Origin of the sequence: Halomonas sp. HAL1 (genome assembly GCF_030544485.1) — a bacterium.
GTDB classification, from domain to species: domain Bacteria; phylum Pseudomonadota; class Gammaproteobacteria; order Pseudomonadales; family Halomonadaceae; genus Vreelandella; species Vreelandella arctica.
In genome coordinates this window covers 2,884,398-2,908,706 of the sequence record NZ_CP130610.1, presented here as the reverse complement: position 1 = coordinate 2,908,706, position 24,309 = coordinate 2,884,398, and the positions used below count along the sequence as shown (strand labels likewise).

Here is a 24,309-nt window from a genome sequence, read left to right as displayed (position 1 = left end):
AACGACAGCGCTAATGTCAACAACCGCTGCAAATCCTCAAGCGCTGATGTTGAGAGGCTATTTTAATAACTAACTGATTGATTAGAATTTGTATATAAATGGTCTGCCCACTCAGCGCCATTTAGTACAACCCTTAGCAAGGGGCTCGCATGAAGGGCTCTGGCATGAAGGACACTGGCATGAAGGACACTGGCATGAAGGACTCTGGCATGAAACCTAAAAATAGAACGCTGGACCGTATCGATCTTAAAATCCTGCGCTGCTTGCAGGACAATGCGCGTATTTCGTATGTTGATTTGGCCTCGGAAGTAGGGTTATCCACAACCCCTTGTCTTGAGCGCGTTAAACGCTTGGAGAAGGCTGGCATTATCCGTGGCTATCAGGCGATTCTCGATCCGCGTGCCTTGAAGGCCAATTTATTAGTCTTTGTCGAAATCAGTTTAGAAACACAATCGCCCGCCGTATTTGATGAATTCCGCCGCGCGGTCGAGAAACTACCCCAGATTCAAGAGTGTCATCTTGTGTCAGGGCAGTTTGACTACATTTTAAAGTGCCGTATCCCCGAAATGTCGGCCTATCGCCAACTGTTGGGCGATGTGGTGTTAACGCTTCCTGGGGTGAAAGAGTCAAAAAGCTATGTGGTGATGGAAGAGGTGAAAGAGAGCTTCAATTTGCACATCCCCGCCTTCGAGGAATTTGAGGATAAATAAGCCGATGATGGATGATCAGGCACTGCTGCGCTATAGCCGTCAAATCATGCTGCCCGAAGTGGATATCGAGGGCCAAGAGCGCCTGCTATCTGCTCACGCCGTGATTATTGGGGCAGGCGGCTTGGGCTCGCCAGCGGCGCTTTATTTAGCGGCTGCTGGGGTAGGGCGGATCACCATCGCGGATGCCGATCACGTCGAACTTTCTAATCTTCAGCGCCAAATAGCCCATCAGCAGGCAAGCGTAGGAGTAAATAAAGCACAATCCGCCCAGGCCAGCATGCAAGCGCTTAATCCGTACTGTGACATCGTGGCGATAGACCAGCATGTAGAAGGCGCAGCGCTTGAGCGCGTAGTGGCTTCAGCGGATGTGGTGCTGGACTGTACCGACCGTTTTTCAAGCCGTTATGCAGTCAATGCGGCGTCACAAAAGGCCGGAGTTCCATTGATTTCCGGCGCAGCCATTCGTTTTTCAGGCCAGCTGGCCGTCTTTGACCCTCGCAATGCCGAGTGCCCTTGCTACGCTTGCTTATATCCACCCGATGACAGTGGTGACGAAGCTCTTAGTTGCGCAGAGAGTGGGGTCATGGCGCCACTGGTAGGCTTGATCGGCAGCTTTCAAGCAGTTGAAGCCTTCAAGCTACTAAGCGGCGCAGGCACTGCTCACCAGGGGCTGTCCACTTTTGACGGTTTAAGCGGACAATGGCGGCATTTTCAAGTTCGCCGTGATCCCGCTTGTAGCGTATGTGCCCAGTACCGCTAGGAATGCAGTTAACAACAAGGCTCCTATCACCCGTTTACGCTTCAGTTTGATCGTGCTGGACAGCTTGGCTCTTAGTAGCGGCAGGTTTGTCGATAGTTGATTTTTTAGGAGGGGCACCGTCAGTACTGCTCAGAGGTGAGGACTTTTTAGCGCTGACTGAACTGTCATTAAAAGTACTTTTTAATATCTCGTTGTCAGGGTTCATATCGATAGTGCCGTGAAAAGCGCTACCATCTTCCAATACTAGGCAAGGGGCGATAATGGTGCCTGAAACATGAGCGCCTTTATGGATTGTTGCTCGGTGGAGGACCACGAGATTCCCTTTTACTTCGCCTGACACATGCAAGGTATGGGCAAAAACATCACCTTTAATATAGCCATTGGCGCCCAGCGTCACAGTGTGCTGTTTGCAGGTAATAATGCCGCTGACGCGTCCTTCTACTGTCAAATCTTCGTCACTATTGATATCGCCTTCCACTTGAGTGTTGCTACCGATGACAGAGAGGCTTGAGCGCGCATTATTGACTGGTGAGTGCTGAGGCGATGAATGGGGCTTGGCCGCGATCAGCGTCGCAGATTTATTCTCTGATGAGGAATTCTTAGCTTTATTAAACATCGATTGACTCCTGTTAAATTGTCGGCAGAGCGCCTTATGGGCGCACGTTAATCTAAAAAAAATTCCATCTAGCACTTTAATCTGCTTGTTCACTTAACAAAGCCTAGAGTTAAGCCAAGTGAGGGTGCCTATTCGCGCTGCCGATATCTCATTAGAGCGCGTATAACGTTAACTGGGATAACCACATTTAAGGTGACAGGGTAGCGGTATGGGTATTCAAGCATGGTTTATTATTCTAGGCGTTGGTGCCATGACGCTGATTGTATTGGATGGCAAACGTGGTAAGAGTACGCAGCGTATAAGTGATTCTGCATAAATTATCGCGTATAAAGAACAAAGATCCATCAGAGTAAAATACAGAACCATGTCTCGGCGCTTACGTTTCGTTTCTTTAACACCTGACCAGCAACGTATCTTAAATGAAGCCTACCAGTACGGCGAAAAGAGAGCACTACGTCGTCGGGCCCACGCCATTCTGCTCAACCACAAGGGCCATACGATTAACCAGATTCGCGATATTATTGGGGTTAAGCGCGATACGGTATCGACTTGGTTATCCCAATGGGAAGCAGACGGTATTGAAGGTCTTCAAGACAAGCCTCGCGAAGGACGCCCGCACCTTCTCAGCGAGAGCGATCTTGCTGTGTTAGAACAACTGGTTGAAGAGTATCCCCATCAATTGCCTGTCCTCCATGCCAAGTTTCAGGAGCAGACAGGTAACGTCGTCAGCCAGGACACGTTGCGGCGCGCGTTAAAAAAAGGCTATAGCTGTAAGCGGATACGCCGCTCATTGAGGGCACATCGTGACGAAGCGGATTTCCGCCATACGCAAGAGATAATCAATGTATTGAAGGAGTGGGAAGATGATGGTGAGTGCGATCTCTATTTCTTTGATGAAGCCGGTTTCTCGCAATCATCGTCACTTCCTTATGCATGGAGCCCGATAGCCAAGCCCTGGGAAGTCACGGCCTACCCACACAGCAAACGGCTGAATGTACTGGGCTTTCTCACCAGAAAAGGTGAGTTTTTTCACCATATGACCACCGACTCAGTGACCACTGAAACCGTTATAGAAGCCTTTGATCAGTTTGCGGCACATAAAGACCCTGACGCATTCGCCGTCGTGATACTGGATAATGCCAGGATGCACCGTTCCAAGGCGTTCCAGCGCAAACTTATTGATTGGATGGCACATCGCATTCACCTGGTCTACTTGTCGCCATATTCGCCGGAGCTGAATCTGATCGAAATCCTTTGGCGCGAAATCAAATACCGGTGGCTACCGTTAACAGCCTACAGTTCGTTCGATAAGCTTTGTGAAGCGGTCAAAAAAGTATGTAATGGTTACGGCACTGATTACTCAATAACTTTTGCATAACCACTTAGCTGGTTTATCTGATCGTCTGCAACATCTATCTACTGTCAGTGCTTCACCTACTCTTAGCGAACCTCTTGAAGAGGTACCACCATTGGAAACGGCTGACGCTACCGGGGTAGAGGCCGCCTTAGAGCCTTCCCTTGGCGGGAGCCGAATTGGAGCGGCGACTCGTATTACAGGCAAAGTAATCGCCGACGAGCCAGTGCACATTAAAGGGCACGTAACGGGAACGGTCATTGCGCCTAATCACACTGTGTCGGTGACGGCGACTGGCTATGTAACGTCTTATGTGGAAGGCAGTCGTGTCGAGATTGATGGTCACGTGGTGGGGACACTGAAAGCCAATACGAAAGCCACGCTGCTAGCACGTGCACACATCCAAGGTGTGATCGAAGCACCTCGGTTAGCGTGTATGCCGGGCGCTTGGCTACAAGTGGAAGTCGCTGAGCAAGACCGTCGAAATCGGCCGAAAGTTGCTATGGTGTCTTAAAGGCAACCACCGCTCCCTTTCATGCTACGTATTATACAAACGTCTAAAATCACTCCAGATCGTTTCAGTTGTCTTGAGCTTCGCCGATACCTAATTGAATGACTTATAAATGAAAAAGGGATCACCGGATGAAGCACCTCTCTATTAAATGGAGTCTGACTGCTGCGTTAGCCTTGCTGGTGCTGATGATTGGGTTGATCAGCGGGCTTGGGTTCTACGCGAATCACAACAGCTCTCAAGCACTTGAAGAACTGACAGCCACCAACGTACGACTCACCAACTTAGCCAACCGCACACAAGTACACTCATTAAGAGCGCAAACCTTCTTAGACCGCTCGGCGAGCTTTAGCACGCAAGGCAACCCCGAAAAAGGGCAGGAAAGTCTTGCAAGGGCGGTAGAGGCAGTCGCTGAAGCAGAGGCGCGATTTAATGAGTTTCGTGCTGTGCCAATCAACCCTGAAGGCACTTTGGCGCCACATCGTGATGCCATTATCAGCGCTTATGAAGCCTTTGTGACAGAGGGGATTTCCCCATTGCTCGAGGCCGCTCCTTTTCAAATTCAGCGCCGCCAAGAAGAACTGGGGGCTTTAAGCGCTGAGCTTGATGCGGCCATGAGTGGATTTATTGCCTATACCGAAGGACGCGGCGCTAGTGTCCTTCAACAAGTGAACCACTTAGCCACTGTTATTGGTGTCATTGCCATTACCTTGCTAGTGATTTCACTCGTGGCAGCGGTGGTCATTAGGTGGGCAATGATGCGTAGCGTTGTCAGGCCACTACGCGACGCCAGTGCGCATTTTGCTCGGATTGCCGATGGCGATCTAACGGGGCACATAGAGGACCGTGGCCGCAATGAAATTGGCCAGCTGTTCAGTGGGTTAGCGGCTATGCAGGAGAAATTAAAACAGCTGGTGATAGCATTACGAGGCAGCAGCGAGCGTGTCTTCAGTGGTGCGGGTGATATTTCGGCGGGAAGCCAGGATCTCTCTTCACGAACAGAACAGCAGGCTTCAGCTCTTCAGCAAACCGCTTCCAGCATGGAAGAGATGTCGACGACGGTGAGTAAAAATGCTGAAACGGCCCAAGAGGCGGATAAGCTTTCGGTGACGGCATCACAATCTGCGGAGTCAGGTGGTGAAGAAGTAGAACGCACAGTGCAACTAATGCGTGAGATTGCCGCTAGCGCAAGCCAAGTCAACGATATTATCGGCGTGATTGATTCAATTGCCTTCCAAACTAACATCTTGGCACTTAATGCCTCAGTTGAGGCGGCTCGTGCCGGGGAGCAAGGCCGTGGCTTTGCCGTGGTGGCCAGCGAGGTGCGTTCGTTAGCAACTCGCAGTGCAGACTCGGCAAAAGAGATCCGTAGCTTGATTGAGCAAACCACCACGAAAATTAACGGTGGCGCCGAACAGGCGGAGCGCAGTGGGCAGACCATTCATCAAACAGTGGATGCAATTCGCCAAGTCACCACATTGATGGGTGAAATTTCGACCGCGACGCGAGAGCAGAATAGTGGCATTGAACAGATCAACGCAGCACTTACTGAAATGGACTCGGGGACCCAGCAAAATGCTGCTCTCGTTCAACAAACCAGCTCCGCCGCAAGCTCTTTAGAGGGACAGGCCCGCGAACTAGCCGATTTGATGGCTACTTTCCGCATTGATGAGAGTGCCAGTAGCAATGGTGTGCTAATCCACCCTCATGTTACGCAAGAGCAAGACACTAACCGTCACATTGAAGCAGCGCCACGCCAGCAAGCAACGCAAAGCAAAAAGGCTACCGCTGACGAGTGGGATGAATTCTAGGTCTTGGTTTAAGTAAAAGCCGCCGATGTTAACGTTCTCTATCGGCGGCTTTTTTGTTTAGAAGCTTGTTAAGTTTTATGCGCGGGCTGAAACGCGCAAACGTACATAATCGGCTGTCCAGTTTCCTTGCTCATCCCGCAGGCTGTGGCCTAAAAGCGATAAGGTATTTTCCAGCACGGCCTCTCGCACATCTTCATCAAGCCCATGTAAAAACGGGCTGGCAAACGTTTCAAGCCAACCAATCATGCCCGTAGGCAAAGGAGTGGGGCGAGGAATCAGCTCAATGCTTTCTACCTTGAAGCCTACTGTTTCCAGTATCCGGCCGTATTCTTGCGTTGTAGGAAAGTACCAGGGATGGCGCCCGCGCGCGCTAATGCCCCGAAACTGCAGGGCTGCAACCAGCGCGGTGCAAATGGCGGCTACGTTGCCATGGCCACCAAACTCGGCCACAAACCGGCCCCCTGGCTTCAACGCCCGCTTAACACCTGCCAAAACAGCCTGGGGATCAAGCATCCAGTGCAGCGCCGCGTTGCTAAACACTGCGTCAAATTCATGATCAAAGGGCAACTGATGGCCATCGACCACGCGCGCGGTAATGCCACGCTGTCGTGCGGCCTCCACCATCTCTTCTGAAGCATCAATCCCTAGTACATCAGCCCCTAATTGCACTAGGCGCTCTGTCAACGCGCCATCGCCACAGCCAAGATCCAAAATGCGTTCACCAGGTTGAGGCGCTAACAGTTTGACGACTTCGCTGCCTAGCTTAGGTACAAAATTAGCATTCTGGGCGTAGCCATTGGCATTCCACTCTTGCCCGGGTGCGTTTGGAGAAATATTCGTCATGTCGGCTTCCTGGCGTCGTTATTATTCCATCAAGGGGCAGTCATATAATGATAGCCAGCATAGTATAGCTCGCTGTTGCTTAACTTATTAGATAGATAACGAAAATCTAAAACAATTACATCACGACATTTCTGTTTATTTAAAAATATGATCTATTTGAGTAATGTTACGTAGCGTTCTATCAATAAAAGCGACGAAATTGTTACTACAACAAAGTGCAAAAAAAGCGAGAAACCCGTATTAATGAACTCATCAATGGCGAGTTACAACATTGCTTCTCCCGTCGGAATTATTGCCGATACTCACGGGTTGTTGCGTGGTGAAGCACTTGTCCTGCTGCAGGGATGCGAGCTAATCCTGCACTTGGGAGACGTGGGCAACAAAGAGGAGGACAAAGCGATCTTGGAACACCTGGAAACTCTGGCGCCGGTTCACTGCGTGCAGGGAAATATCGACACGGCAGCATGGGCGGGGAGCTTGCCCGTGCATCAGGACATTATGGTAAATGACCATCATCTGCACCTTGTTCATCGTTTAGCGGATTTTGACCCATCGACTCCTTGCGATGCCGTTCTGCACGGCCATTCTCACAAACCTCGCAACGAAACCCAGGCAGGAATATTGCTCTTTAATCCAGGTGCGGCGGGAAAGCGTCGGTTTAAGCTTCCCATTACGTTAGGCAAATTATGGATTGATCAACGCGGTATACGCGGGGCGATAATACATTTGTTGTAATGTGTTCTGTCGCGTTGCTCTCCAGCGATTGCCATTGGCACCAAGAAGAGGCCGGTAAAAGGCAAGACCAAGGCTCTCCTGCTAAGCTTTTTCTTGGTGGGTTGCCAAATGGGCCATGTCATGGAGCGGAAAGGGAGCGTTAGGTGAATGCCAAGGAACAGTCTGCAACAAAGGGGACACGACTTATTACGCCTGTCGCGTCGTTACAGGTCATGACGCTCAATGTGCATAAGGGATTCAATGTATTTAATCGACGTCATATCCTGCCGGAGCTTCGAGAGGCGGTAACGACCCTATCCGCAGACTTGGTCTTTCTCCAGGAAGTGATAGGCGAGCACCGAAAACATGCAGTTCGCTTTCACGACTGGCCCAGCGTGCCTCAATACGAATACCTCGCTGACACGTTATGGCCAGATTTTGCCTATGGTCGTAACGCTGTTTACCCTAATGGCGATCATGGCAACGCGCTGTTATCCCACTACCCGATACTGCAGTACGACAATAAGGATGTCTCCATTCAGGACACCGAAAAACGTGGCCTGCTGCATTGCCAATTGGATGTGCCCGGCCACAGTGGAGTACATGCCGTTTGCGTTCATCTCGGTCTACGGCAAGGGCATCGCTTAGCGCAAATGAAGCTACTGTGTGAACTGCTCGACACCCTACCAAATGACGAGCCGGTTATTGTGGCAGGAGACTTCAATGACTGGCGGCGTCAGGCAGACCATGTGCTGGCGGAATGTGGGCTGTTTGAAGCATTCGTACACCATTATGGTCACCCAGCGAAGTCGTTTCCGGCGCGCTGGCCGCTGCTGCGTCTTGATCGTATCTATGTGCGTAACGTTTCAGTGCGTAACCCCCGCGCATTGTCTCGAAAGCCCTGGACTCACCTGTCGGATCATGTCCCCCTCATTGCCGAGATATGCTTGTGAATTTCCAATGGACGGAAAGTAACGAAGCCGAATTGCTAATCAATGGAAGTCAGTATTTTAATAGCGTATTTGACTGCATTCGTTCGGCTCGCGAAGAAGTGTTGATTGAAACCTTCATCATTTTCAACGATGAAGTGGGGCGGGAGCTAAAGGAGGCCCTACTCGACGCTGCCGCTAGGCAAGTACGTATAGACGTCACGGTAGACGGCTATGGGACAGCGGATCTGGACAACGACTATATAACAGAGCTGACAGACGCTGGTATTCACCTGCATGTTTATGACCCCAAACCGCGCTTGTTCGGTATGCGTACTAACCTGTTTCGCCGTCTTCACCGTAAGATCGTCGTGGTAGATGGCGATGTGGCTTTTATCGGCGGTATCAACTTCGGCGCCGATCACCTGCCCGATAAATATGCCATGGGCAAGCAAGATTATGGCTTGCGAGTAAGGGGCCCTATTGTAAAGGACATTCGTGATGCTGCTGGAGCGCTTCTGGTAGAGCATCAGGCGGTACAGGAACTACCGCAGATCCGGGCGTTGCCTCCCCCCACTGGCAGCGCCGCTATAAGGCTGGCTATTCGTGATAACAGCCTTCATCGTAATGATATCGAAGAGCATTATCTCCAAGCATTTCGTTCGGCGCAGTCACATCTAGTCATTGCCAATGCCTATTTCTTTCCCAGTTATCGTCTCTTTCATGAATTGCGAAACGCGGCGCGACGGGGCGTTAACGTCACGCTGATTTTGCAGGGCCGCCCTGATATGCCCTGGGCTAGAATGTTCTCCAGCTCGCTTTACAGCTATATGTTGCAGCAGGGCATTAGCATTTTTGAGTATACCGAGCATCCTTTACATGGAAAGATCGCGATCGTTGATCATGAATGGTCAACGGTGGGATCAAGCAATCTCGATCCACTCAGCCTGTCACTGAACCTGGAAGCCAATCTGTTCGTTCGCGACGCTAGGCTCAACCAACAGATCCATCAACACCTATCTGAGCTTATCGAGAGCAGTTGTAAGAGGATAACAACCGAAGCCGCGGAAAAAGGTCGTTGGTGGCGGGCGCCGCTTATGTTCGCGAGTTTTCATTTCCTGCGTCATTTCCCTAGGCGAATGGGGTGGTTACCCGCTCATGTGGCTCGAATGGAAACGTTGGCGCCTAGGTCGCGGAAGCACAAGCGTGCACAGGAGTGAGCCGGATGCAGTCAAACAGCAAAAAAGCGAGCGCTAAACTGCGCAGTGCCTGGGGTCGTTGGCTGAAGCACGGCGTCACTTTGCTGCTCTTTATGGTGGTCGCGATCTTGTTATTTTCACTGGTCCAGAATATGGACTGGCAGGCCGTTATCGAAACGCTGCGCGGCTATAGTCCCGCCCTGGTCATGATGGGGCTTGGCATTACTGCCGCAAGCTTTGCCGTCTTCAGCAGTTACGATCTGCTGGGCAAGTTTTATACCGGCCATGAGTTGCCGATCAAGCAGGTGCTGCCGTTAGCCTTCGTATGCTACGCCTTTAACCTCAATCTGGGCGCCTGGGTTGGCGGCATTGCCTTGCGCTATCGGCTATACACAAAGTTTGGCCTGAATGTGGCGACCGTGACGCGTGTGCTGAGTGTGAGCTTAACCACCAATTGGCTGGGCTATATGCTGCTTGCCGGAACGCTATTTACGCTTAGGCTGATTGAGTTGCCTGAACATTGGCAAGTTGGCACGCTAGGGTTGCAGTTTATTGGGGCGGGGTTATTGCTTGTTTGCCTTTTCTATCTGTTAGCGTGTCGTTATTCACGGCGACGCACCTGGCAATGGCGGGGTCATGAAATCGTTCTCCCTTCGCTACGACTAGCTCTGCTTCAGATGTTGCTTGGCGCGGTTAATTGGTCCTTGATGGCCGCGCTTGTCTACCTACTGCTACCCCAGGGCGTTTTCTACCCTACTATCCTCGGTATTCTTCTTGTCAGCAGTATTGCGGGTGTGGTGACTCATATTCCCGCGGGCCTGGGTGTGCTTGAAGCTGTGTTCATCGCTTTGTTGCAACATCAAGTGTCCACGAGCGACATTCTCGCTGCTTTGATCGGCTATCGCGCGCTCTATTTTTTGTTCCCCCTGGGGCTGGCGTGCATGGTGTATCTACTGCTGGAGCGCTGGAGCAAAAAACAACAAAGAGAATCGGAGCCACGGCACTAAAAAGAGGGCACTTAAAAGATAGCCATGGGGTAATCCCCCCATTTATAACCGAAGCGATAAGTAGAGTTGGTTAGGCCGCCATGGCCACCTTCTGTTTCGGTGTTATCCCACCCAATGCCATGTTCGGTCGCTCGTGGTTGTACGTCCAGAGCCAGCGTGTGGCAAAATCCTGTACTTCAGCGATCGAGTCGAAAAGATAATGGCTCAACCAATCATAACGGACTGTTCGGTTGTAGCGTTCAACATAAGCATTCTGCTGCGGATTCCCCGGCTGGATATATCGAAGTTCAATGCCTTCCTGCCTTGCCCAGGTAACGAGCTTACCGCTGATGTATTCCGGGCCGTTGTCACAGCGAATGGCTTTTGGCTTGCCGCGCCATTCGATCAACTGCGTGAGAGAGCGTATTACGCGCTCTGCCGGCAGCGAGAAGTCTGCATCGATGATCAGACCTTCCCGGTTGTAGTCATCGAGCACGTTGAACAATCGATACGTTCGGCCGTCTGCCAACTGGTCGTGCATGAAGTCCATAGACCAACAGCCGTTCAGAACCTGCGGTACCGACAAGGGTTCCGGCTTTTTCCGCACCAGTCGCTTCTTGGGCTTGATCCGCAGGTTAAGCTCCAGCTCCCGGTAAATCCGGTAGATGCGCTTATGGTTCCAGCCGAAGCCCTTCACGTTGCGCAGATACAGGTAACACAGCCCAAACCCCCAGTTACGCTGGTTATGGGTTAAACGCACCAGCCAGTCGGCAATCACCGCGTTCTCATGGCTCAGCTTTGCCCGGTAGCGATAACAGGTCTCACTGATACCAAAGGCCACACAGGCCAGCCGTACACTGCAGCGATCGGCATCAACTGCATTTTTTGCCATCTCTCGGCGTTGAGATGGCTTTACCACTTTCCCTCAAGGGCCTCCTGGCGAAGCTCGGATTTCAAGCGCTCTTCGGCGTACATCTTCTTGAGTCGACGGTTTTCGTCTTCCAGGTCCTTGAGGCGCTTCATCATGGACGCGTCCATACCGCCATACTTCGAACGCCATTTATAAAACGTGGCACTGCTCATACCGTGCTCGCGGCAAAGTTCAGGAACCGGCACGCCAGATTCGGCTTGCTTCAGAATCGCCATGATCTGGCTGTCGGTAAAACGTGATTTTCGCATGTGGAATCTCCTGTCTGTTCAGAGTACAAAATTCCACTTATCACCGCGATTATTTTTCGGGGGGATTACCATGGTGCAACCACCGGCAGAAGAGCGATTGGCATTCGATGCTGGCAGAAGCTGGTGAGGTTTCGGCATAGCCGATAGGATAAGGGAGTTATGCTAGGTGGTTCTAGCGCTTACTAGCGACAGCCAATATGCCAAGACGAGGTACCATGAACGACGTTATTGAGTTACTTAAATCCCACCGTTCGATCCGTAAATTCAGTGACCGCCAGATCCCACGGGAGCTGCTCATTGAGCTTATCCAGGCCGGGCAGGGGGCTGCTACGTCCAGCCATGTCCAGGCGTATACCGTTATCCATGTTAAAAATCAGGCTAATCGCGAACAGATTGCGGAGCTGGCGGGTGGGCAAGGATACATTGCGACCTGTGCCGACTTTCTAGTGTTTTGCGCCGATATGAAACGGCCTACTGAGGCATCTGAGCAGACGGGGGCGAACGTAGTGCGCGGCATGACGGAACAACTGTTAGTAGCGACGGTAGATACGGCGCTGATGGCGCAAAACGTTGCAGTGGCGGCTGAGTCTGAAGGGCTGGGTATCTGCTATATCGGCGGCATACGTAATAATCCCCAAGCAATTAGTGATCTATTACGCCTGCCTGAGCATGTTTATCCCGTGTTTGGTATGTGTCTTGGCTACCCGGATCATGATCCTGAAGTAAAACCGCGGTTACCAGTGGAAGCGGTTCTAAAAGAAGACTACTACACTGAAGACGGTGAGCAGGTGAAACGTTTTGATGCCACAATGCAGGCTTACTACCAAGCGCGTAGCAGTAGTAATAAAAATACCGATTGGTCGCACAATCTCAAGCCACTTTTCGATACCAAGCTGCGCCCGCATATGCGTGATTTCTTGATCAAGCGTGGCTTTGAAATGAAGTAGCGTTGAAATGAAATGGCTTTGAAATGAAATGGCTTTGAAATGAACAGTATTGCAATGAAGAAATAGGCGCAGCACATTTTTTATTAGGATTTTGGAAAAGAGAAAGCTCAACGGTTTATTTGATGATCTCTTTTCCTCGTTTTCAGGAGCTCCACCGCATGCGCGTATTTGCTAACCCCGTCGGTTCCGGCTCTCTTTGGTTCGACAATCTTACAACGGCTGGCGGTGTCCCCGTCGCCTATGATCCCCAGGCCCGGGCTTTTGTGCCTATGCCGCCGTTCTGTATTAATCGAGACATCATCGGTTGTAATTGGATAGCCCCCGAACAAGGCGCTTTTTGCCGCTCTTGTGCGATGACTGCGCTGGCGCCCGATCCCAGCCTTCCTAACGCGATTCCGAACTGGGCCCAAACCGAAGCGGCGAAGCGCTGGGTGCTGGATAACCTGGGCCGCTGGCACTGGTTCCGCCCCGAAGACCCAGGCGCGCCGCCGGTTTTTCATCTTCTAGCGGAAGGCAAAAAGCCCGTGCCCATGGGCCACATTGAAGGTGTCGTTACCATCAGCGTTGCCGAGGTCGATCCTGTACTGGTGACAACGCGGCGTGAAGCGTTAGAAGAGCCTTATCGCACCATGATTGGCCACATGCGCCATGAAATATCGCATATGCTTTGGTGGCGGCTTAGCCTGCGGGAAGATTTTCTTGACGCTTTCCGGGAAATGTTTGGTGACGAGCGTCAGGATTATGCCGCCGCGCTCCAGCGCCACTATCAAAACGGACCGCCCGCCGATTGGAAAGAGCGTTATTTAACCACTTACGCATCTGCCCATCCCCATGAGGATTGGGCCGAGACGGCTGCCCACTTGCTGCATTTAACCGATATCGCCGATAGCTTTGCAGCATCCGATCTCTCTTCACCAGAGCTGCCCAGTCATCAGTGGGAGCCGTATGCGGAGCCAGATGCCGATCGCTTGATTTACGTGGCAGCGGCGCTCACTGTGGGTGTTAATCATGTTAACCGCTCTATGGGCTTGCCGGACCTCTATCCCTTTGTGCTTTCTGAAAACGCTCGTCGCAAGCTGGCATTTGTGCATGATTGGCTGCGTCGTGGCGCCCAGGGACTTTAATGCAAATTTAAATTAAGCCATTGACGCCGCGTGGCGTGTAGAAGTCACAACATTGCCTATACTGCATAAAGTATGACGAGAACCATAGCCGATAAAAACAAAGGCCGGTACACCACTCATGACACCGGCCATTAAGCATGGAGATTGACTGATGAATCTAGACCGCGCTTACCGCCTATTAGCAGCTTTCTACACAGTGATGCTTATCATCGGTGTCATCGCCTTATTAGCAGGTGGCGGGACACTGCTCTCTCCCGTGTATTTGCTGGTGGGCGCAATAGCAGTGATTGGGCTGTGGGGGTATACCCTGAAGCGGCGGTTTATGAACCCGCGTATGTGGAGGCCGTTGGCGGGAATACTAGCGGTGGGTATTGTGATTCAGTTAGTCGTAATGCTCACCACACCGTTATCGAGCGTTTTATTAACCTGGATGCTTACCAGCAGTATTTTTTCCGTCATGTTGGTAATTATGCTTTTCCACTACGGGGATCGCGATCAACCTCTATGGGCGACTGAAGAAGAACACACGGCTGCCCAGCAGCTTGATGCCTTACTAACGAGTAATTCTTCCCTAACCGCTGTTACCAGTGATGGTGCTCGAGAAAATAGCGTTAAAGTGACAAAATCTAACAGCGGCTATCAAGCAAGCGTGACGCGGCGTTCGCAAGAAGGTCAAGAGCGCTTTGTAGAGCGCTTTCGATATCCCGAAACGCTAGTATTTTTCTTGGAGAAATTTACCAGCGTTACGGTTAATGATTTTAAGCGTTCGAACACTTTGGATGATCGTGGGAGCTCAACCGCCGAAGCCTAGGCTCTATGTTTATAACAGGCATTTTTATTTACATGGTAAGAGAAATGCTGGCTTCTTGGGCCAGCATTTCTTCTAACTGAGGGGCGAGAGTTTGTTGTATGTGCAGATATAAGGGTAGCAACGTTTTCTTTAAACCACTTTCTGCTTTTTGCTTATCTATGTAGTAGGCGCTTCTTCTGCCATGAAAGTTAATGGTTTCTCCTACCTTGGTGAAGTGAAACCCTGTTAGCGCGAGTAGCCGAGGCAGGCTAGGTTCCATCATGGCAAACACCTGTATTTTACCTAGCTGTTTTCCTAATGAATAACCTGTGATGAATAGCCCGCTTGCCAGCAATGAGAATAGCTGCCTTTCCTCTACGGAAAAAAAGGTACTAGTGCTTGTGTTTGCTAAAATGTCTTTTTCTTTTTCTTTTGCTTTGGTTCTGAAGAGAGGATTAACGGCAAGACGAGAAATTTCATAGTAACTGTTTATAGCCAGCTTTTCGGGATGGAACTCTGGATGAGTTAGGCTCTGGCTGCCATATGTCTGTAAAGGAAGCTGGTTTAGCGGCTGAGGGCTAGAAGGCTTTGGAATGACGACTCGCACACATCCGGCCACTAGGCCGGTTCTGCGATGTTCAATCAAGCAATGAATAGAATTTTGGTCATGAATATCATATTCGAGCTTGTTGTAAGGGTCAGTCGGTTCTTCATATTGCAGCTCTTCGCAGTAAACGTCATGCCTTAAACGATAAACTTTATGTTTTTCCTGCTCAGTGATACACAGTTTAAATTTAAATTCTTGAATAAACCTTTCCAGTAATGCTGAAGGTGCTTCCCTATTTGTTGCTATACGAGGTGAAGACATCACGCGCTATCCTTTTCAGTCCAAGAATGAAATTGAAACTGCTTCTATTATAAGTAACTGATTCCAAAAAATGCTTCGGTAAGCTTGGTGGGCTTGCCTAAATGGTACCCCTGCCCATACGTTATTCCATAGCCCTTTAATATAGGCAACAATGCTTCTTGGTCAACGAACTCGGCAATGGTTTGCTTACCAAAGCCTTTGGCTATATCCGCAATAGCGCGAACGATAACGCGGCTGTCAGGGCTAATTAACAAACTGCGAATAAAAGAGCCGTCTATCTTAATGTAATCAACGGGTAACTGCCCAAGGTAGTGAAAACTACTAAAACCAACACCAAAGTCATCCAGAGCGGTGCGGCACCCTAGGCTGCGCACGGCTTGTAATACACCGCGTGCAGCAGAGAAATCGGTAACCGCTGCGGTCTCTGTCACTTCCAGTATCAAATGGTGAGGGTCAGCGCCGCTGGCGGTTATTTCCTCGGCTAAATATTGCTTTAGCCCCTCATCATGTAAGGACTGGCCGGAAAGGTTAACTGCAAACGTAATGCCTCGATCCTGCAGTTGGCTGAGTGCTTTTAAACTGTGCCGCACTACCCAGCGATCAATCAACACGATTTGGCCGCTCTGTTCGGCGATAGGAATAAAGTTTGCGGGAGAAACTAAGCTGCCATCTGCGTTGCGCATTCGTAGCAGCACTTCGTAATGTTTTATATCTTGATCTTCTAATCTAATGATAGGTTGAACCATAAGCTCAAAGCTGTCTTCTTCCAGCGAACTGCGTATCCGCTCAACCCAGTAGACGCGATCCTGCAGCTCGTCTTTGGCATTCTCAGCTTTAGAAAGGAGGTGCCAGTGCTGGAAGCCACTCTCCTTCGCTTTGTACATAGCCACATCGGCGCTCGCCATCAGATCGGCAGGCGTATTGCCGTGGGTGGGGAACAGCGCAATACCAATACTCGCCGTCACGCGATGCCGCCGCTCTCCGACCACAAAGCCGATATCGTCGAGCAGCTGAACGATATACTGCGCGACTGTCACTGCTTGGTCGGCACTGGTATCTTCGAGTAACAGTGAAAATTCATCGCCCCCTAAGCGGGCGATGACGCCACGCCGACCTAGCTTATGGAAGAGTGTATCGGCCACTTCACGCAACAATTTGTCGCCCACGTGGTGGCCACTCAGCTCGTTAATCTCCTTGAACTGATCTAAGTCCAGCAGCAGTACCGCCCCTTTAGCAGTGGCAGAGCGTTCAATGGCGATTTGCAGTGCATGTTGGAAGTAGCGCCGGTTGTATAGCTCGGTCAGCGGATCTCGTTCGGCAAGCCAAGTTAGCCGCGCTTCGGCGGCCTTGCGTTCGGTGATATCAAGGCCAACGGAAATGCGCGATACCGGTTCCTCGTTACCTGTATGCAAAGGCGCATGATACCAAGCGATAGTGTGGAGATGATGATCGGGGGTGCGCAGCGTTTTCTCCTCTTGTTGAGGAAGGGTAATTGCATTCGCTGTGGTAAAGACGCCAGTCTCGAAGACATCTACAAAATAACGTCCTAGCAGGGAGGCCTCCCTTATTCCTAGCATCAATTGAGTATACTCATTGACTAGGCTTATGCGTCCTGTGCTGTCTTGGGCAACGATAAATACTTGAGCGGTATCCAGTAAGCTATTGACGAAATCACGCTCTTGGGCCAGTTCATCAATACGCTCAGCTAATTGGCTACCGCGCTCTTGTACTTCGCTTTCCAACCTTTCGAGTTGATGAGAAAGCTCAAGCGTGGTGACTTCGAGTATATCTATCTCGTCTGCAATGCGATGGCGGTGATTGGGAAGGGCGGAGCGAATATCGCTAAATTGCCCACTCGCCAGTATGGGTAGCAAGCCTGCGACTCTACGCAGCCGTGCCATGGGGCCAAGCAGTATGACGAGCAGTAGTAATTCAGCGGCAATCCAGCCAAGCACACCAACGAACAATAGGGTGCGTGTATCGTTATGGATGGCATTAATTTGCTCGGTAATATCCGATATCAGCAAGAAGTAACCACTGTTGCTTTGCTCGCTGCTCTCCTCCATGCGGACAGCACTAAGCTCCAAATACCTGCCAGTATGCTCAAAGCGTAACGGTGCTTCTATCAAATGGTCCACTGTCGCGGCTTCTGCTGCTCGCTGCAACGGTGCCAAGCTTTGTTCTTCACTGGTGAGCGCTAATAGATACCCATTCCATGCCTTCAGTTGTCGTGGGACGGTTACATTACTGTCTTCAGCCGCGCCTGTGACCAGTAAAGCGACTTCGCTGCCAGAGACTTCCTTCGCCTGTCGAGTGACATCCGCTAATGAGCGGGATAGCACGACCATACCGACACTTTCTCCCTCTACCAATACCGGCACTGCAGCAAATTGTTGGCAGCTAACGGCACAGCGAAGCGTGGTTAGTGGCCGTTCTGTATTCATGACTCGTTGCGCCCAACTGAGTATGGGTAGCTGTGCTTCTGCATTGCCGGAGCCCCATTTCCCCAAGACTTGACCACGTGAATTAACGATTAGAATCTCATCGATTCCCGCCTCAAGCTGGAGTGCAGGCCACTGGGAATCCAGCGCTTGCTCCACATCAATGGTATTTCCTGCTTGTAAAGGTGAGCCTAAACTTGCTGAAGCAGCGGTCAATCCGGCTAATTGACGTAAATTCTCGGAGGAACGCGTTAACGCTAAATGAATTTCACGCTGTTGACGTTCATGGTGTTGGCTTCGGCTTTCCTGAAACTGGCGGGTGAGATTTTCGTGACCCAACCAAGTAAATAGGCTAACTAATGCTAAAAGCAGTAGGCTACTCAATGCGATAACACGCCAAGTCAGGCTAAGGCGCTGTGGGATTTGAAAAAGGGCGGGTATCTTCATCGCAGTAGTATCCTAGCCAGGATCGAGTAATAGATCAGAAACGCAGCGATAACTGGAACAGCCACATGTTCCAGCGTCGGCTGGTTGCTGATGAATCCGGGTTGTCCTGAGCAGGCAGCCAGCCAGTACCATCCACATGATGGTATTCGCCTGCCAGCATTACCTGAGGATGCGGTGTCCACTGCAAGCCAAAGGTTAAATCATCTGCAAACTGAGCGTGAGCAGGCCCCAGGCCACTAGCTTCAAAGGCTTTTCCAGAAGCATCATCACGGTTACTGACTAAGCTGTCGTAACGGATTAGCCACTGCCAATCGTTATAAAAGCGCCGTGTATACTGCACATACCAACTTTCACCGGTCGTATCGAAATTTAAAGCCGGTTGATTGAAATTTTTTAACCCTGAGCGGCGCAGTGCATACTCGGCCGTTACGCTCCAGAGTTCTTGATTATACTGCAACGAAAAAACCCAGGGCCTGAAATAAAAATCTCCATCACTCACGTTGGGGGAATAGGTATCTATTTGGGATCTGACATTGGCATGGTTGAGAGCCGCAACGATACGTCCTGCGTCATGCTCATAGCGTACTTGTGCAATAGCAGATTGCTGCGGATCGAAAGAGCCCCGTATACGATGCAACTGAAGCGTCTGATTTAAGTCTTTGTCTGCCTGGGGTTTTCCTAAACCAAGCTGACCTCTTATAACGCCGTTATCCAATCGTTCTTCCAGATATAACGTTAGTCCATCTCCTGTTAGAGCCAATGAACGTGTCCGGTCAAAATAAAGTGATTGAGGTAACAGTATGCTAGGGCGTGTAAACGCCACATCGCGTGTTTGATTATAGAACCCAAACGGATTTTTAATCCTGCCTAGCTGAATACCAAAGGTGCGCTGCTGATCGGAAACCATTTGGTAATCAATCAGGCCATAGTCAAGCTCTGGATAAGCGTCGCTGCTATCGCCACCTGCACGTCGGCTTAACATTTGTGCGGCCAGTAACACATCCTGGTGAGGGCGTAATGAGACGTTGAGACCGATTTCGGTGAACTCGAAACTACCTTCATCTTGGCTGCTGGGGCCAAAAAAGTCGTTATCATCAGTAACGACTAACGCCTGACTAAGAAAGCCATGCATCTGCAGAGTATCCCTAACGTTTTCATCGCTACGGGCTTGGGTAGAAGCTCCTAATATAACAACGCCTAACAGAGCGGCAACAGCACGGTATTCACTCCATTGAGATAACTTGGATACTATCATCCAGATACTCCCTTTCTAGGTAGCCAATGGCGCCGGGTGTCGTGGCAACGTGCTCGCGCATCTCTGCCTGGTCAGCGACGCGGTCAGGGGCTTGGCCGGTTCCCGAGAAGACCATGCGATCCCAGGCTAACTGAAGCTGGTGCGGATATACCGCTAACTGCTCTTTGGTGAAGCGAGCATGCACGGAATCACTATTATTTAAAACGTAGACCCTGACCGCTTGGCCATCCGGCCATGTGCGTTGACGCATCGCAAAAATCGCGCGGGTAGTATCGCGATTCAACCAGCGGGTGGCGACGTCAGGATGGGCGACTAAAAAAAGAGGGGCTTCTCTAGCGATGGCATTTGTGCATGTGAAAGTGAGCATCACCAGCAACATGAGGGTGACCATTGCCAGTAACGCCAATCGCATGAGAGAACCGCTCAAGACAGGTGAAGGCATGGGCGGTATCTTACTGGTTGATTGATGAACGCCAGGTTCATGCACGATGCAGTTCTATCTTGGACTTTATCGGTGTATGAGTTAATGACGTGTTCTCCCTCGCGGTCTATCGGTGTTGTTTTTTATATTCAGTGCCCTTTGTTTAACTAAGGGATAAGCACCAAAAAAACTGTGCCGTATCGATACGGCACGGACACAAACACTACATCAATTCAAAAAAAATAACAGGTAGCTATGTTAAAGAAGAGCGAGGGCTCTTGGTGGCGGTTGTTTTTTGATTTTTTTCCATTCAACTTTGTCCATTTTGATTGGCTTATACTTCCCGTCGCTGATGAGAGCTTGTACTTAATGGCTAAGCGTCTGTGCGATACTCATTGCATTAAGTTCGTTTGAAAATCTTCCTCTGCCATCCTAAAAGGATCATCCGCCATGTTCACCGGCCTGAGTGCATTCCCGCTAACTCCCATGAACGAGCACGGCATTCAAGAGCGTGAGTTTATTCACTTAGTGGAACACTTGGCCGCAGCTGGTGTGGACTCCATTGGCGTGCTGGGATCGACCGGCAACTACGCCTATTTAAGCGTTGCAGAGCGCGCCCGTGTGGCCAGTCTTAGTGTCGAAAACGCCGGGACTGTGCCTGTAGTCGTAGGCATAGGTGCATTACGTACCCGCGATGTGCTGGCTAATGCGGAACGTGCCCAGCAAGCCGGTGCCAGTGGGCTATTATTGGCACCGGTGTCCTATCAAAAGCTGACCGACGATGAAGTGTACGACCTCTATGCCACCGTCAGCCGTTCATTGAGCGTTCCGCTATGCGTGTATGACAATCCCGGCACCACCCATTTTGATTTCAGCGATGAGCTGCACGGGCGTATTGCTCAATTGCCACAGGTGCGCTCTATCAAGATCTCGCCAGTAGTGAATGATATCGAGAAAGCGCGCGAGCGTGTGGTGCGGCTGCGTGCGCTCATTCCTTCAGAGGTCACCATAGGCATCAGCGGCGACCCGGCCGCCGCTACAGGGCTAAACGCCGGCTGCGATGCGTGGTACTCCGTTATCGGCGGGCTCTATCCCCGCACAGCACTGGCGCTGACTCGGGCTGCCCAAGCGGGAGATACCCAGCAGGCCAATGCGCTTTCCAGTGCGCTTGAGCCGTTATGGGCGCTTTATCGTGAATATGGTGGCAGCTTGCGGGTAGCCGCCACCATTGCAGAGTTAACCGGCAAGGTCAGCCAACCCTGCTTGCCTCAACCACTTAAAGCACTACAAGGGGATGACCGTAAACGAGTGGAGCAGGTAGTGGCGCAGCTCGACCTGGCCGCTGACTTCAGAGCGTAAAGCGATTCACCAAAAACGCCCAGCCAAGGCTGGGCGTGCTGAGTGTTTATAGGCGGTCTTACTCTACGAGTTCGAGCAGACGATCAGGATAGTTGGTGAAAAGACCGTTGACGCCCATTTCCATCAAACGCTCCATTTCATCAGCTTCATTGATGGTGTAGACATGGACCGGTAGGCCGTTGTCGTTCGCCTGACGGATGAAGTCGGCGTCAATCACTTCCTCGCCTTCGTAAATGAAATTGGTGCCCAAACCGACCGCATAATCCGCCACTGCCTGGAAGTCCTCATCGGTGATCTCTTCTGGCCCCGGTGTCACGTCCGTCCACTCCACCAATCGCCCATCCTCCTCTTCGCTGGGGTAATACCAGACCAGTTGAATGAGCGGGATGTTCTCGTTTAATTCGTGCACTTTCAGCAGGCTATCTTGCTCGAAAGACTGGACCAGGACCCGACCACTCTCGATCAAGTCATGCTCTTCCAGCAGCGCTACCAACGCTTCTTCCAGGCCAGGGTTCAACTGCGGCGACTTGGTTTCTATGTAGTAGCGTGCATCGTGCCCAAAGTGCTCCAATAACTCATCCAAAGTAAGTATTAGAGCGCCTTCAAAGGCTGTGTCGGCACTGTCAGGGTTTTGCTCGTTGAACCACGTGCCGGTATCCAGTGCTTTCAGTTCTTCCAGCGTGTAATCATTGATCTCGCCTTCGCCGTCACTGGTGCGATCGATGGTGTCATCATGAAACACCACCACCTCGCCGTCCGAAGTGATTTGAGCGTCGAGTTCCAAGTAATCGACGTCCCATTCGTGGGCCAACTCATAGGCTGCCATTGTGCTTTCCGGTGCATGGCCGCTGGCGCCTCGGTGAGCAATGACCTGAAATGACTCAAGCTCTTTGAGCTGCTTTTCCAGCGGCGTGGACTCCGCCAGCGCCGAGGTGGCAGCACCACCGAAAAGGCCCAGGGTTATTGATGTAACCAGTAAACGGCGTTGCATGGGAATTCCTTTCGTTGAATGCCTGGTTAATAACCCTACAGGGATTGCATAATGAAAGCCAAACAGGCATTCAACGTCGCCTAATCCAACCTAGATAGGCGCTTTACCAATGACTTTGCCTCTTTCCTAGAAGTCAGCCGGACAAACTGAATATGCGCATAGCGCGGATCAATCATATCGGCAAAATAACGTTGCCGATTCTGTCGCCAAGTCTTGAGAGACCATAGCAACACAGACTCGCGGCTTAAAAAAGTTTTGCGGAGAGATTCACGATTGCCGGTGCCGGGCCAAAGCTCGTCTTGGCTGATGATGCGTTTGGTAGCTCGAAAGATGGCTTGGGTAAATACCCGCCAAAAAGGGTAGTCGATCCACACCACCATATCGACATCGTGCCACTTGATAGGGCGTGTTCGGTTAAAGTTACCATCCAGTACCCAGCCTTCAGATGAGGCAACCAAGGCTTCTTCCAGTTTGGCGAAAAATACGTCGTCTGGAGAGCCTTGCCAATTAGCACGCCAGAATAATTGATCAAGCTGAATGCATGGGGTGTTCAATACGTCTGCAAGCTGCTTTGCAAGTGTGCTCTTGCCACTGCCACTCGTGCCGACCACATTAATCTTCATAACAAAGCACTCTTCAAGAACGGCGAGGCATTTTATGAATTGCCGAGTGGTTAGACAACAAGTGCCCAACGCCAATGTCCAATACCTGCTAGGCTCAGAAGGAGCTAAGTGCATTTAAACGTCAGCGATTAGGCACACCTAGGATGGTATTAATTCCATGATCCATACAGAGCATCATCGGTCTCACCGTTCAGGCTGGCTTCGTGCTGCAGTGCTCGGCGCCAATGACGGCATTGTGTCCACCAGTAGCCTCATCCTCGGCGTTGCAGCGGCAAGCACAACGCAGAGCGATATCATGCTGGCAGGCGTTGCGGGCTTGGTGGCTGGCGCTATGTCGATGGCCGCTGGGGAGTATGTGTCGGTGAGCTCGCAATCCGACACCGAGCACGCCGATCTCAACATTGAGCGTAAAGCACTGGCGGAACATTACGAACTTGAGCAGGAAGAACTTGCCGACATATACGTCACTCGTGGCTTAGAGCCTGAATTGGCACGTCAAGTCGCAGAGCAATTAATGACGAACGACGCTCTAGGCGCTCATGCAAGAGATGAGATTGGTATCACCGATACTGGTCAGGCTCGCCCCCTCCAGGCCGCTCTCTCATCAGCAGCGACCTTTACCGCGGGCGCGCTTTTGCCATTGTTGGTCGCCTGGTGGGCACCATCAACATTATTGACGCCTCTGGTAGCACTGTTTTCACTGCTTTTCCTGGCTTTGTTGGGCGCTGTTGCGGCTCGAGTCGGCGGTGCACCTATCTTGAAAGCTGCAGCACGAGTGATGTTCTGGGGCGCGCTCGCAATGGCGCTAACCTCGGCCATCGGTCGTGTGTTTGGAGTCGTGGCTTGAATGCGTGAGCGCCGAATTTAGCGTTCGCAACGAAGAGCTGGCAATTATCGATGCTGAAGTGCTTGGGTCAGAGTTCAGCATTACTGCGGCCAGAAGCTTCAATAACCTCGTGGTGTATGCGTTGCTGCTGCTCAGCTGAGAGGTTTTCATACGGACAGTCAAACAGTTGCTGCGCGTATCGCTCGAAAAGAGCAGCAAGACTAGGTGGTGTTTTTTTTATCTGCTCTGCTCTCGCCAGCCCCTGCTCGCTTGTCAGTTTCCTATACTCCTCCATGACTTGGTTGCGCATTGCATGGCAGTACTCTGCTGCTTCAAGATAACTGGCTCTGCCTGCTGAGATGTCTGCTTTAGCAGTCGAAGAAATACGCTGAATTTGCGATATATAACGTGCTCGGGTATGAGCATCGTTACTCACATCAACACCGGCACTCCGTTCTGCCTCAGTCATAGGGCTTCTCCTGGTAACGACTAGGCGCAAAGCGCTCACTGATTCATTATAGCTTTACCACTTCAAGTTCACGCTTAAGCCATTCTGTCGGCGTCTCGCTGCCGGTTTAAAAAGCCGTTAGAGAGGCCACTAGTCC

24 protein-coding genes are annotated in these 24,309 nt (G+C 51.0%); 14 read left to right on the top strand and 10 right to left on the bottom strand.

Translation table 11 applies throughout. From position 1 onward, the window contains the following. Positions 1-209: 209 nt before the first annotated feature. Together Q3Y66_RS13715 and Q3Y66_RS13710 are read left to right on the top strand one after the other, a co-directional pair. Positions 210-710, top strand: coding sequence for an Lrp/AsnC ligand binding domain-containing protein (locus Q3Y66_RS13715; RefSeq protein ID WP_035586613.1), 501 nt, complete (start codon positions 210-212; stop codon positions 708-710). A 4-nt stretch (positions 711-714) separates the two neighbouring features. Then, positions 715-1,470, top strand: a complete 756-nt coding sequence (locus Q3Y66_RS13710) for a molybdopterin-synthase adenylyltransferase MoeB (protein WP_008957332.1) — start codon at positions 715-717, stop codon at positions 1,468-1,470. Between the two features lie 34 nt (positions 1,471-1,504). On the opposite strand, the gene Q3Y66_RS13705 is transcribed toward Q3Y66_RS13710, so the two are convergent. Then, positions 1,505-2,086, bottom strand: coding sequence for a polymer-forming cytoskeletal protein (locus tag Q3Y66_RS13705; RefSeq protein WP_008957331.1), 582 nt, complete (start codon positions 2,084-2,086; stop codon positions 1,505-1,507). Between the two features lie 364 nt (positions 2,087-2,450). Here Q3Y66_RS13705 and Q3Y66_RS13700 point away from each other — a divergent pair, with 364 nt between their 5' ends. From Q3Y66_RS13700 to Q3Y66_RS13690, 3 genes are all read left to right on the top strand, one after another. Then, positions 2,451-3,464, top strand: a complete 1,014-nt coding sequence (locus Q3Y66_RS13700; RefSeq protein ID WP_303319479.1) for an IS630 family transposase — start codon at positions 2,451-2,453, stop codon at positions 3,462-3,464. Positions 3,465-3,555: 91 nt separating this feature from the next. Then, the gene (locus Q3Y66_RS13695) at positions 3,556-3,954 is read left to right on the top strand and encodes a polymer-forming cytoskeletal protein (protein WP_303319498.1); all 399 of its coding nucleotides are present in this window, start codon (positions 3,556-3,558) and stop codon (positions 3,952-3,954) included. Between the two features lie 128 nt (positions 3,955-4,082). Next, positions 4,083-5,762: a methyl-accepting chemotaxis protein gene (locus Q3Y66_RS13690; RefSeq protein ID WP_008958870.1), complete on the top strand. Its 1,680-nt coding sequence runs from the start codon at positions 4,083-4,085 to the stop codon at positions 5,760-5,762. A gap of 75 nt (positions 5,763-5,837) precedes the next feature. On the opposite strand, the gene Q3Y66_RS13685 is transcribed toward Q3Y66_RS13690, so the two are convergent. Further along, the gene (locus tag Q3Y66_RS13685; protein ID WP_008958871.1) at positions 5,838-6,605 is read right to left on the bottom strand and encodes a class I SAM-dependent methyltransferase; all 768 of its coding nucleotides are present in this window, start codon (positions 6,603-6,605) and stop codon (positions 5,838-5,840) included. Between the two features lie 243 nt (positions 6,606-6,848). Here Q3Y66_RS13685 and Q3Y66_RS13680 point away from each other — a divergent pair, with 243 nt between their 5' ends. From Q3Y66_RS13680 to Q3Y66_RS13665, 4 genes are all read left to right on the top strand, one after another. Next, the gene (locus tag Q3Y66_RS13680; RefSeq protein ID WP_232774644.1) at positions 6,849-7,340 is read left to right on the top strand and encodes a metallophosphoesterase; all 492 of its coding nucleotides are present in this window, start codon (positions 6,849-6,851) and stop codon (positions 7,338-7,340) included. A 143-nt stretch (positions 7,341-7,483) separates the two neighbouring features. Next, a complete protein-coding gene (locus Q3Y66_RS13675; protein ID WP_008958873.1) occupies positions 7,484-8,272 on the top strand; it encodes an endonuclease/exonuclease/phosphatase family protein in 789 nt (262 codons plus the stop codon). Then, on the top strand, positions 8,269-9,468 hold the full coding sequence (clsB, locus tag Q3Y66_RS13670; protein WP_035587152.1) for a cardiolipin synthase ClsB: 1,200 nt from the start codon (positions 8,269-8,271) through the stop codon (positions 9,466-9,468). Before Q3Y66_RS13675 ends, clsB begins: the two co-directional genes overlap by 4 nt. 5 nt (positions 9,469-9,473) lie before the next feature. Then, on the top strand, positions 9,474-10,454 hold the full coding sequence (locus Q3Y66_RS13665) for a lysylphosphatidylglycerol synthase domain-containing protein (RefSeq protein WP_008958875.1): 981 nt from the start codon (positions 9,474-9,476) through the stop codon (positions 10,452-10,454). 70 nt (positions 10,455-10,524) lie between these two features. Here the strand turns inward: Q3Y66_RS13665 and Q3Y66_RS13660 are convergent. Further along, positions 10,525-11,612 (bottom strand): IS3 family transposase gene (locus Q3Y66_RS13660; RefSeq protein WP_085942797.1). Its coding sequence is split into 2 segments (ribosomal slippage): positions 10,525-11,357 and positions 11,357-11,612, totalling 1,089 coding nucleotides; the frame shifts between segments, so codons are not numbered across the junction. Between the two features lie 215 nt (positions 11,613-11,827). Between Q3Y66_RS13660 and nfsA the strand changes: the two genes are divergently transcribed. From nfsA to Q3Y66_RS13645, 3 genes are all read left to right on the top strand, one after another. After that, positions 11,828-12,559 (top strand): oxygen-insensitive NADPH nitroreductase, encoded by a 732-nt coding sequence (nfsA, locus tag Q3Y66_RS13655; protein ID WP_008956179.1) that lies wholly within the window; start codon positions 11,828-11,830, stop codon positions 12,557-12,559. Positions 12,560-12,717: 158 nt separating this feature from the next. After that, the gene (locus Q3Y66_RS13650; RefSeq protein WP_008956178.1) at positions 12,718-13,683 is read left to right on the top strand and encodes a putative zinc-binding metallopeptidase; all 966 of its coding nucleotides are present in this window, start codon (positions 12,718-12,720) and stop codon (positions 13,681-13,683) included. 151 nt (positions 13,684-13,834) lie between these two features. After that, entirely contained in the window at positions 13,835-14,494 is a 660-nt protein-coding gene (locus Q3Y66_RS13645; RefSeq protein WP_008956177.1) for a hypothetical protein, read from the top strand. Between the two features lie 28 nt (positions 14,495-14,522). Here Q3Y66_RS13645 and Q3Y66_RS13640 read toward each other — a convergent pair whose 3' ends face one another. From Q3Y66_RS13640 to Q3Y66_RS13625, 4 genes are all read right to left on the bottom strand, one after another. Next, positions 14,523-15,341, bottom strand: coding sequence for a PEP-CTERM/exosortase system-associated acyltransferase (locus Q3Y66_RS13640; RefSeq protein ID WP_008956176.1), 819 nt, complete (start codon positions 15,339-15,341; stop codon positions 14,523-14,525). 47 nt (positions 15,342-15,388) lie between these two features. Next, entirely contained in the window at positions 15,389-18,229 is a 2,841-nt protein-coding gene (locus tag Q3Y66_RS13635; protein WP_008956175.1) for an EAL domain-containing protein, read from the bottom strand. A 34-nt stretch (positions 18,230-18,263) separates the two neighbouring features. Further along, the gene (locus Q3Y66_RS13630) at positions 18,264-19,361 is read right to left on the bottom strand and encodes a hypothetical protein (RefSeq protein WP_008956174.1); all 1,098 of its coding nucleotides are present in this window, start codon (positions 19,359-19,361) and stop codon (positions 18,264-18,266) included. A 91-nt stretch (positions 19,362-19,452) separates the two neighbouring features. Then, complete coding sequence (locus Q3Y66_RS13625) at positions 19,453-19,926, bottom strand: hypothetical protein (RefSeq protein ID WP_008956173.1); 474 nt, start codon at positions 19,924-19,926, stop codon at positions 19,453-19,455. Between the two features lie 429 nt (positions 19,927-20,355). Here Q3Y66_RS13625 and Q3Y66_RS13620 point away from each other — a divergent pair, with 429 nt between their 5' ends. Beyond that, complete coding sequence (locus Q3Y66_RS13620; RefSeq protein ID WP_008956172.1) at positions 20,356-21,264, top strand: dihydrodipicolinate synthase family protein; 909 nt, start codon at positions 20,356-20,358, stop codon at positions 21,262-21,264. A 58-nt stretch (positions 21,265-21,322) separates the two neighbouring features. On the opposite strand, the gene Q3Y66_RS13615 is transcribed toward Q3Y66_RS13620, so the two are convergent. Together Q3Y66_RS13615 and Q3Y66_RS13610 are read right to left on the bottom strand one after the other, a co-directional pair. Beyond that, on the bottom strand, positions 21,323-22,255 hold the full coding sequence (locus Q3Y66_RS13615) for a glycerophosphodiester phosphodiesterase family protein (RefSeq protein WP_008956171.1): 933 nt from the start codon (positions 22,253-22,255) through the stop codon (positions 21,323-21,325). An 80-nt stretch (positions 22,256-22,335) separates the two neighbouring features. Then, complete coding sequence (locus Q3Y66_RS13610) at positions 22,336-22,878, bottom strand: shikimate kinase (RefSeq protein ID WP_008956170.1); 543 nt, start codon at positions 22,876-22,878, stop codon at positions 22,336-22,338. A 157-nt stretch (positions 22,879-23,035) separates the two neighbouring features. Here Q3Y66_RS13610 and Q3Y66_RS13605 point away from each other — a divergent pair, with 157 nt between their 5' ends. Further along, positions 23,036-23,725 (top strand): VIT family protein, encoded by a 690-nt coding sequence (locus Q3Y66_RS13605; RefSeq protein WP_008956169.1) that lies wholly within the window; start codon positions 23,036-23,038, stop codon positions 23,723-23,725. A gap of 67 nt (positions 23,726-23,792) precedes the next feature. On the opposite strand, the gene Q3Y66_RS13600 is transcribed toward Q3Y66_RS13605, so the two are convergent. After that, positions 23,793-24,173, bottom strand: a complete 381-nt coding sequence (locus tag Q3Y66_RS13600) for a hypothetical protein (protein ID WP_008956167.1) — start codon at positions 24,171-24,173, stop codon at positions 23,793-23,795. Positions 24,174-24,309: the final 136 nt, after the last annotated feature.

Excerpts from the sequence above, each read along its gene's own strand:
- Q3Y66_RS13715 (WP_035586613.1), top strand. The coding sequence starts at position 210 with ATGAAACCTAAAAATAGAACGCTGGACCGTATCGATCTTAAAATCCTG.
- Q3Y66_RS13710 (WP_008957332.1), top strand. The coding sequence starts at position 715 with ATGATGGATGATCAGGCACTGCTGCGCTATAGCCGTCAAATCATGCTG.
- Q3Y66_RS13705 (WP_008957331.1), bottom strand. The coding sequence starts at position 2,086 with ATGTTTAATAAAGCTAAGAATTCCTCATCAGAGAATAAATCTGCGACG.
- Q3Y66_RS13700 (WP_303319479.1), top strand. The coding sequence starts at position 2,451 with ATGTCTCGGCGCTTACGTTTCGTTTCTTTAACACCTGACCAGCAACGT.
- Q3Y66_RS13690 (WP_008958870.1), top strand. The coding sequence starts at position 4,083 with ATGAAGCACCTCTCTATTAAATGGAGTCTGACTGCTGCGTTAGCCTTG.
- Q3Y66_RS13685 (WP_008958871.1), bottom strand. The coding sequence starts at position 6,605 with ATGACGAATATTTCTCCAAACGCACCCGGGCAAGAGTGGAATGCCAAT.
- Q3Y66_RS13680 (WP_232774644.1), top strand. The coding sequence starts at position 6,849 with ATGAACTCATCAATGGCGAGTTACAACATTGCTTCTCCCGTCGGAATT.
- Q3Y66_RS13665 (WP_008958875.1), top strand. The coding sequence starts at position 9,474 with ATGCAGTCAAACAGCAAAAAAGCGAGCGCTAAACTGCGCAGTGCCTGG.
- nfsA (WP_008956179.1), top strand. The coding sequence starts at position 11,828 with ATGAACGACGTTATTGAGTTACTTAAATCCCACCGTTCGATCCGTAAA.
- Q3Y66_RS13650 (WP_008956178.1), top strand. The coding sequence starts at position 12,718 with ATGCGCGTATTTGCTAACCCCGTCGGTTCCGGCTCTCTTTGGTTCGAC.
- Q3Y66_RS13645 (WP_008956177.1), top strand. The coding sequence starts at position 13,835 with ATGAATCTAGACCGCGCTTACCGCCTATTAGCAGCTTTCTACACAGTG.
- Q3Y66_RS13640 (WP_008956176.1), bottom strand. The coding sequence starts at position 15,341 with ATGTCTTCACCTCGTATAGCAACAAATAGGGAAGCACCTTCAGCATTA.
- Q3Y66_RS13635 (WP_008956175.1), bottom strand. The coding sequence starts at position 18,229 with ATGAAGATACCCGCCCTTTTTCAAATCCCACAGCGCCTTAGCCTGACT.
- Q3Y66_RS13630 (WP_008956174.1), bottom strand. The coding sequence starts at position 19,361 with ATGCATGGCTTTCTTAGTCAGGCGTTAGTCGTTACTGATGATAACGAC.
- Q3Y66_RS13625 (WP_008956173.1), bottom strand. The coding sequence starts at position 19,926 with ATGCCTTCACCTGTCTTGAGCGGTTCTCTCATGCGATTGGCGTTACTG.
- Q3Y66_RS13620 (WP_008956172.1), top strand. The coding sequence starts at position 20,356 with ATGTTCACCGGCCTGAGTGCATTCCCGCTAACTCCCATGAACGAGCAC.
- Q3Y66_RS13615 (WP_008956171.1), bottom strand. The coding sequence starts at position 22,255 with ATGCAACGCCGTTTACTGGTTACATCAATAACCCTGGGCCTTTTCGGT.
- Q3Y66_RS13610 (WP_008956170.1), bottom strand. The coding sequence starts at position 22,878 with ATGAAGATTAATGTGGTCGGCACGAGTGGCAGTGGCAAGAGCACACTT.
- Q3Y66_RS13605 (WP_008956169.1), top strand. The coding sequence starts at position 23,036 with ATGATCCATACAGAGCATCATCGGTCTCACCGTTCAGGCTGGCTTCGT.
- Q3Y66_RS13600 (WP_008956167.1), bottom strand. The coding sequence starts at position 24,173 with ATGACTGAGGCAGAACGGAGTGCCGGTGTTGATGTGAGTAACGATGCT.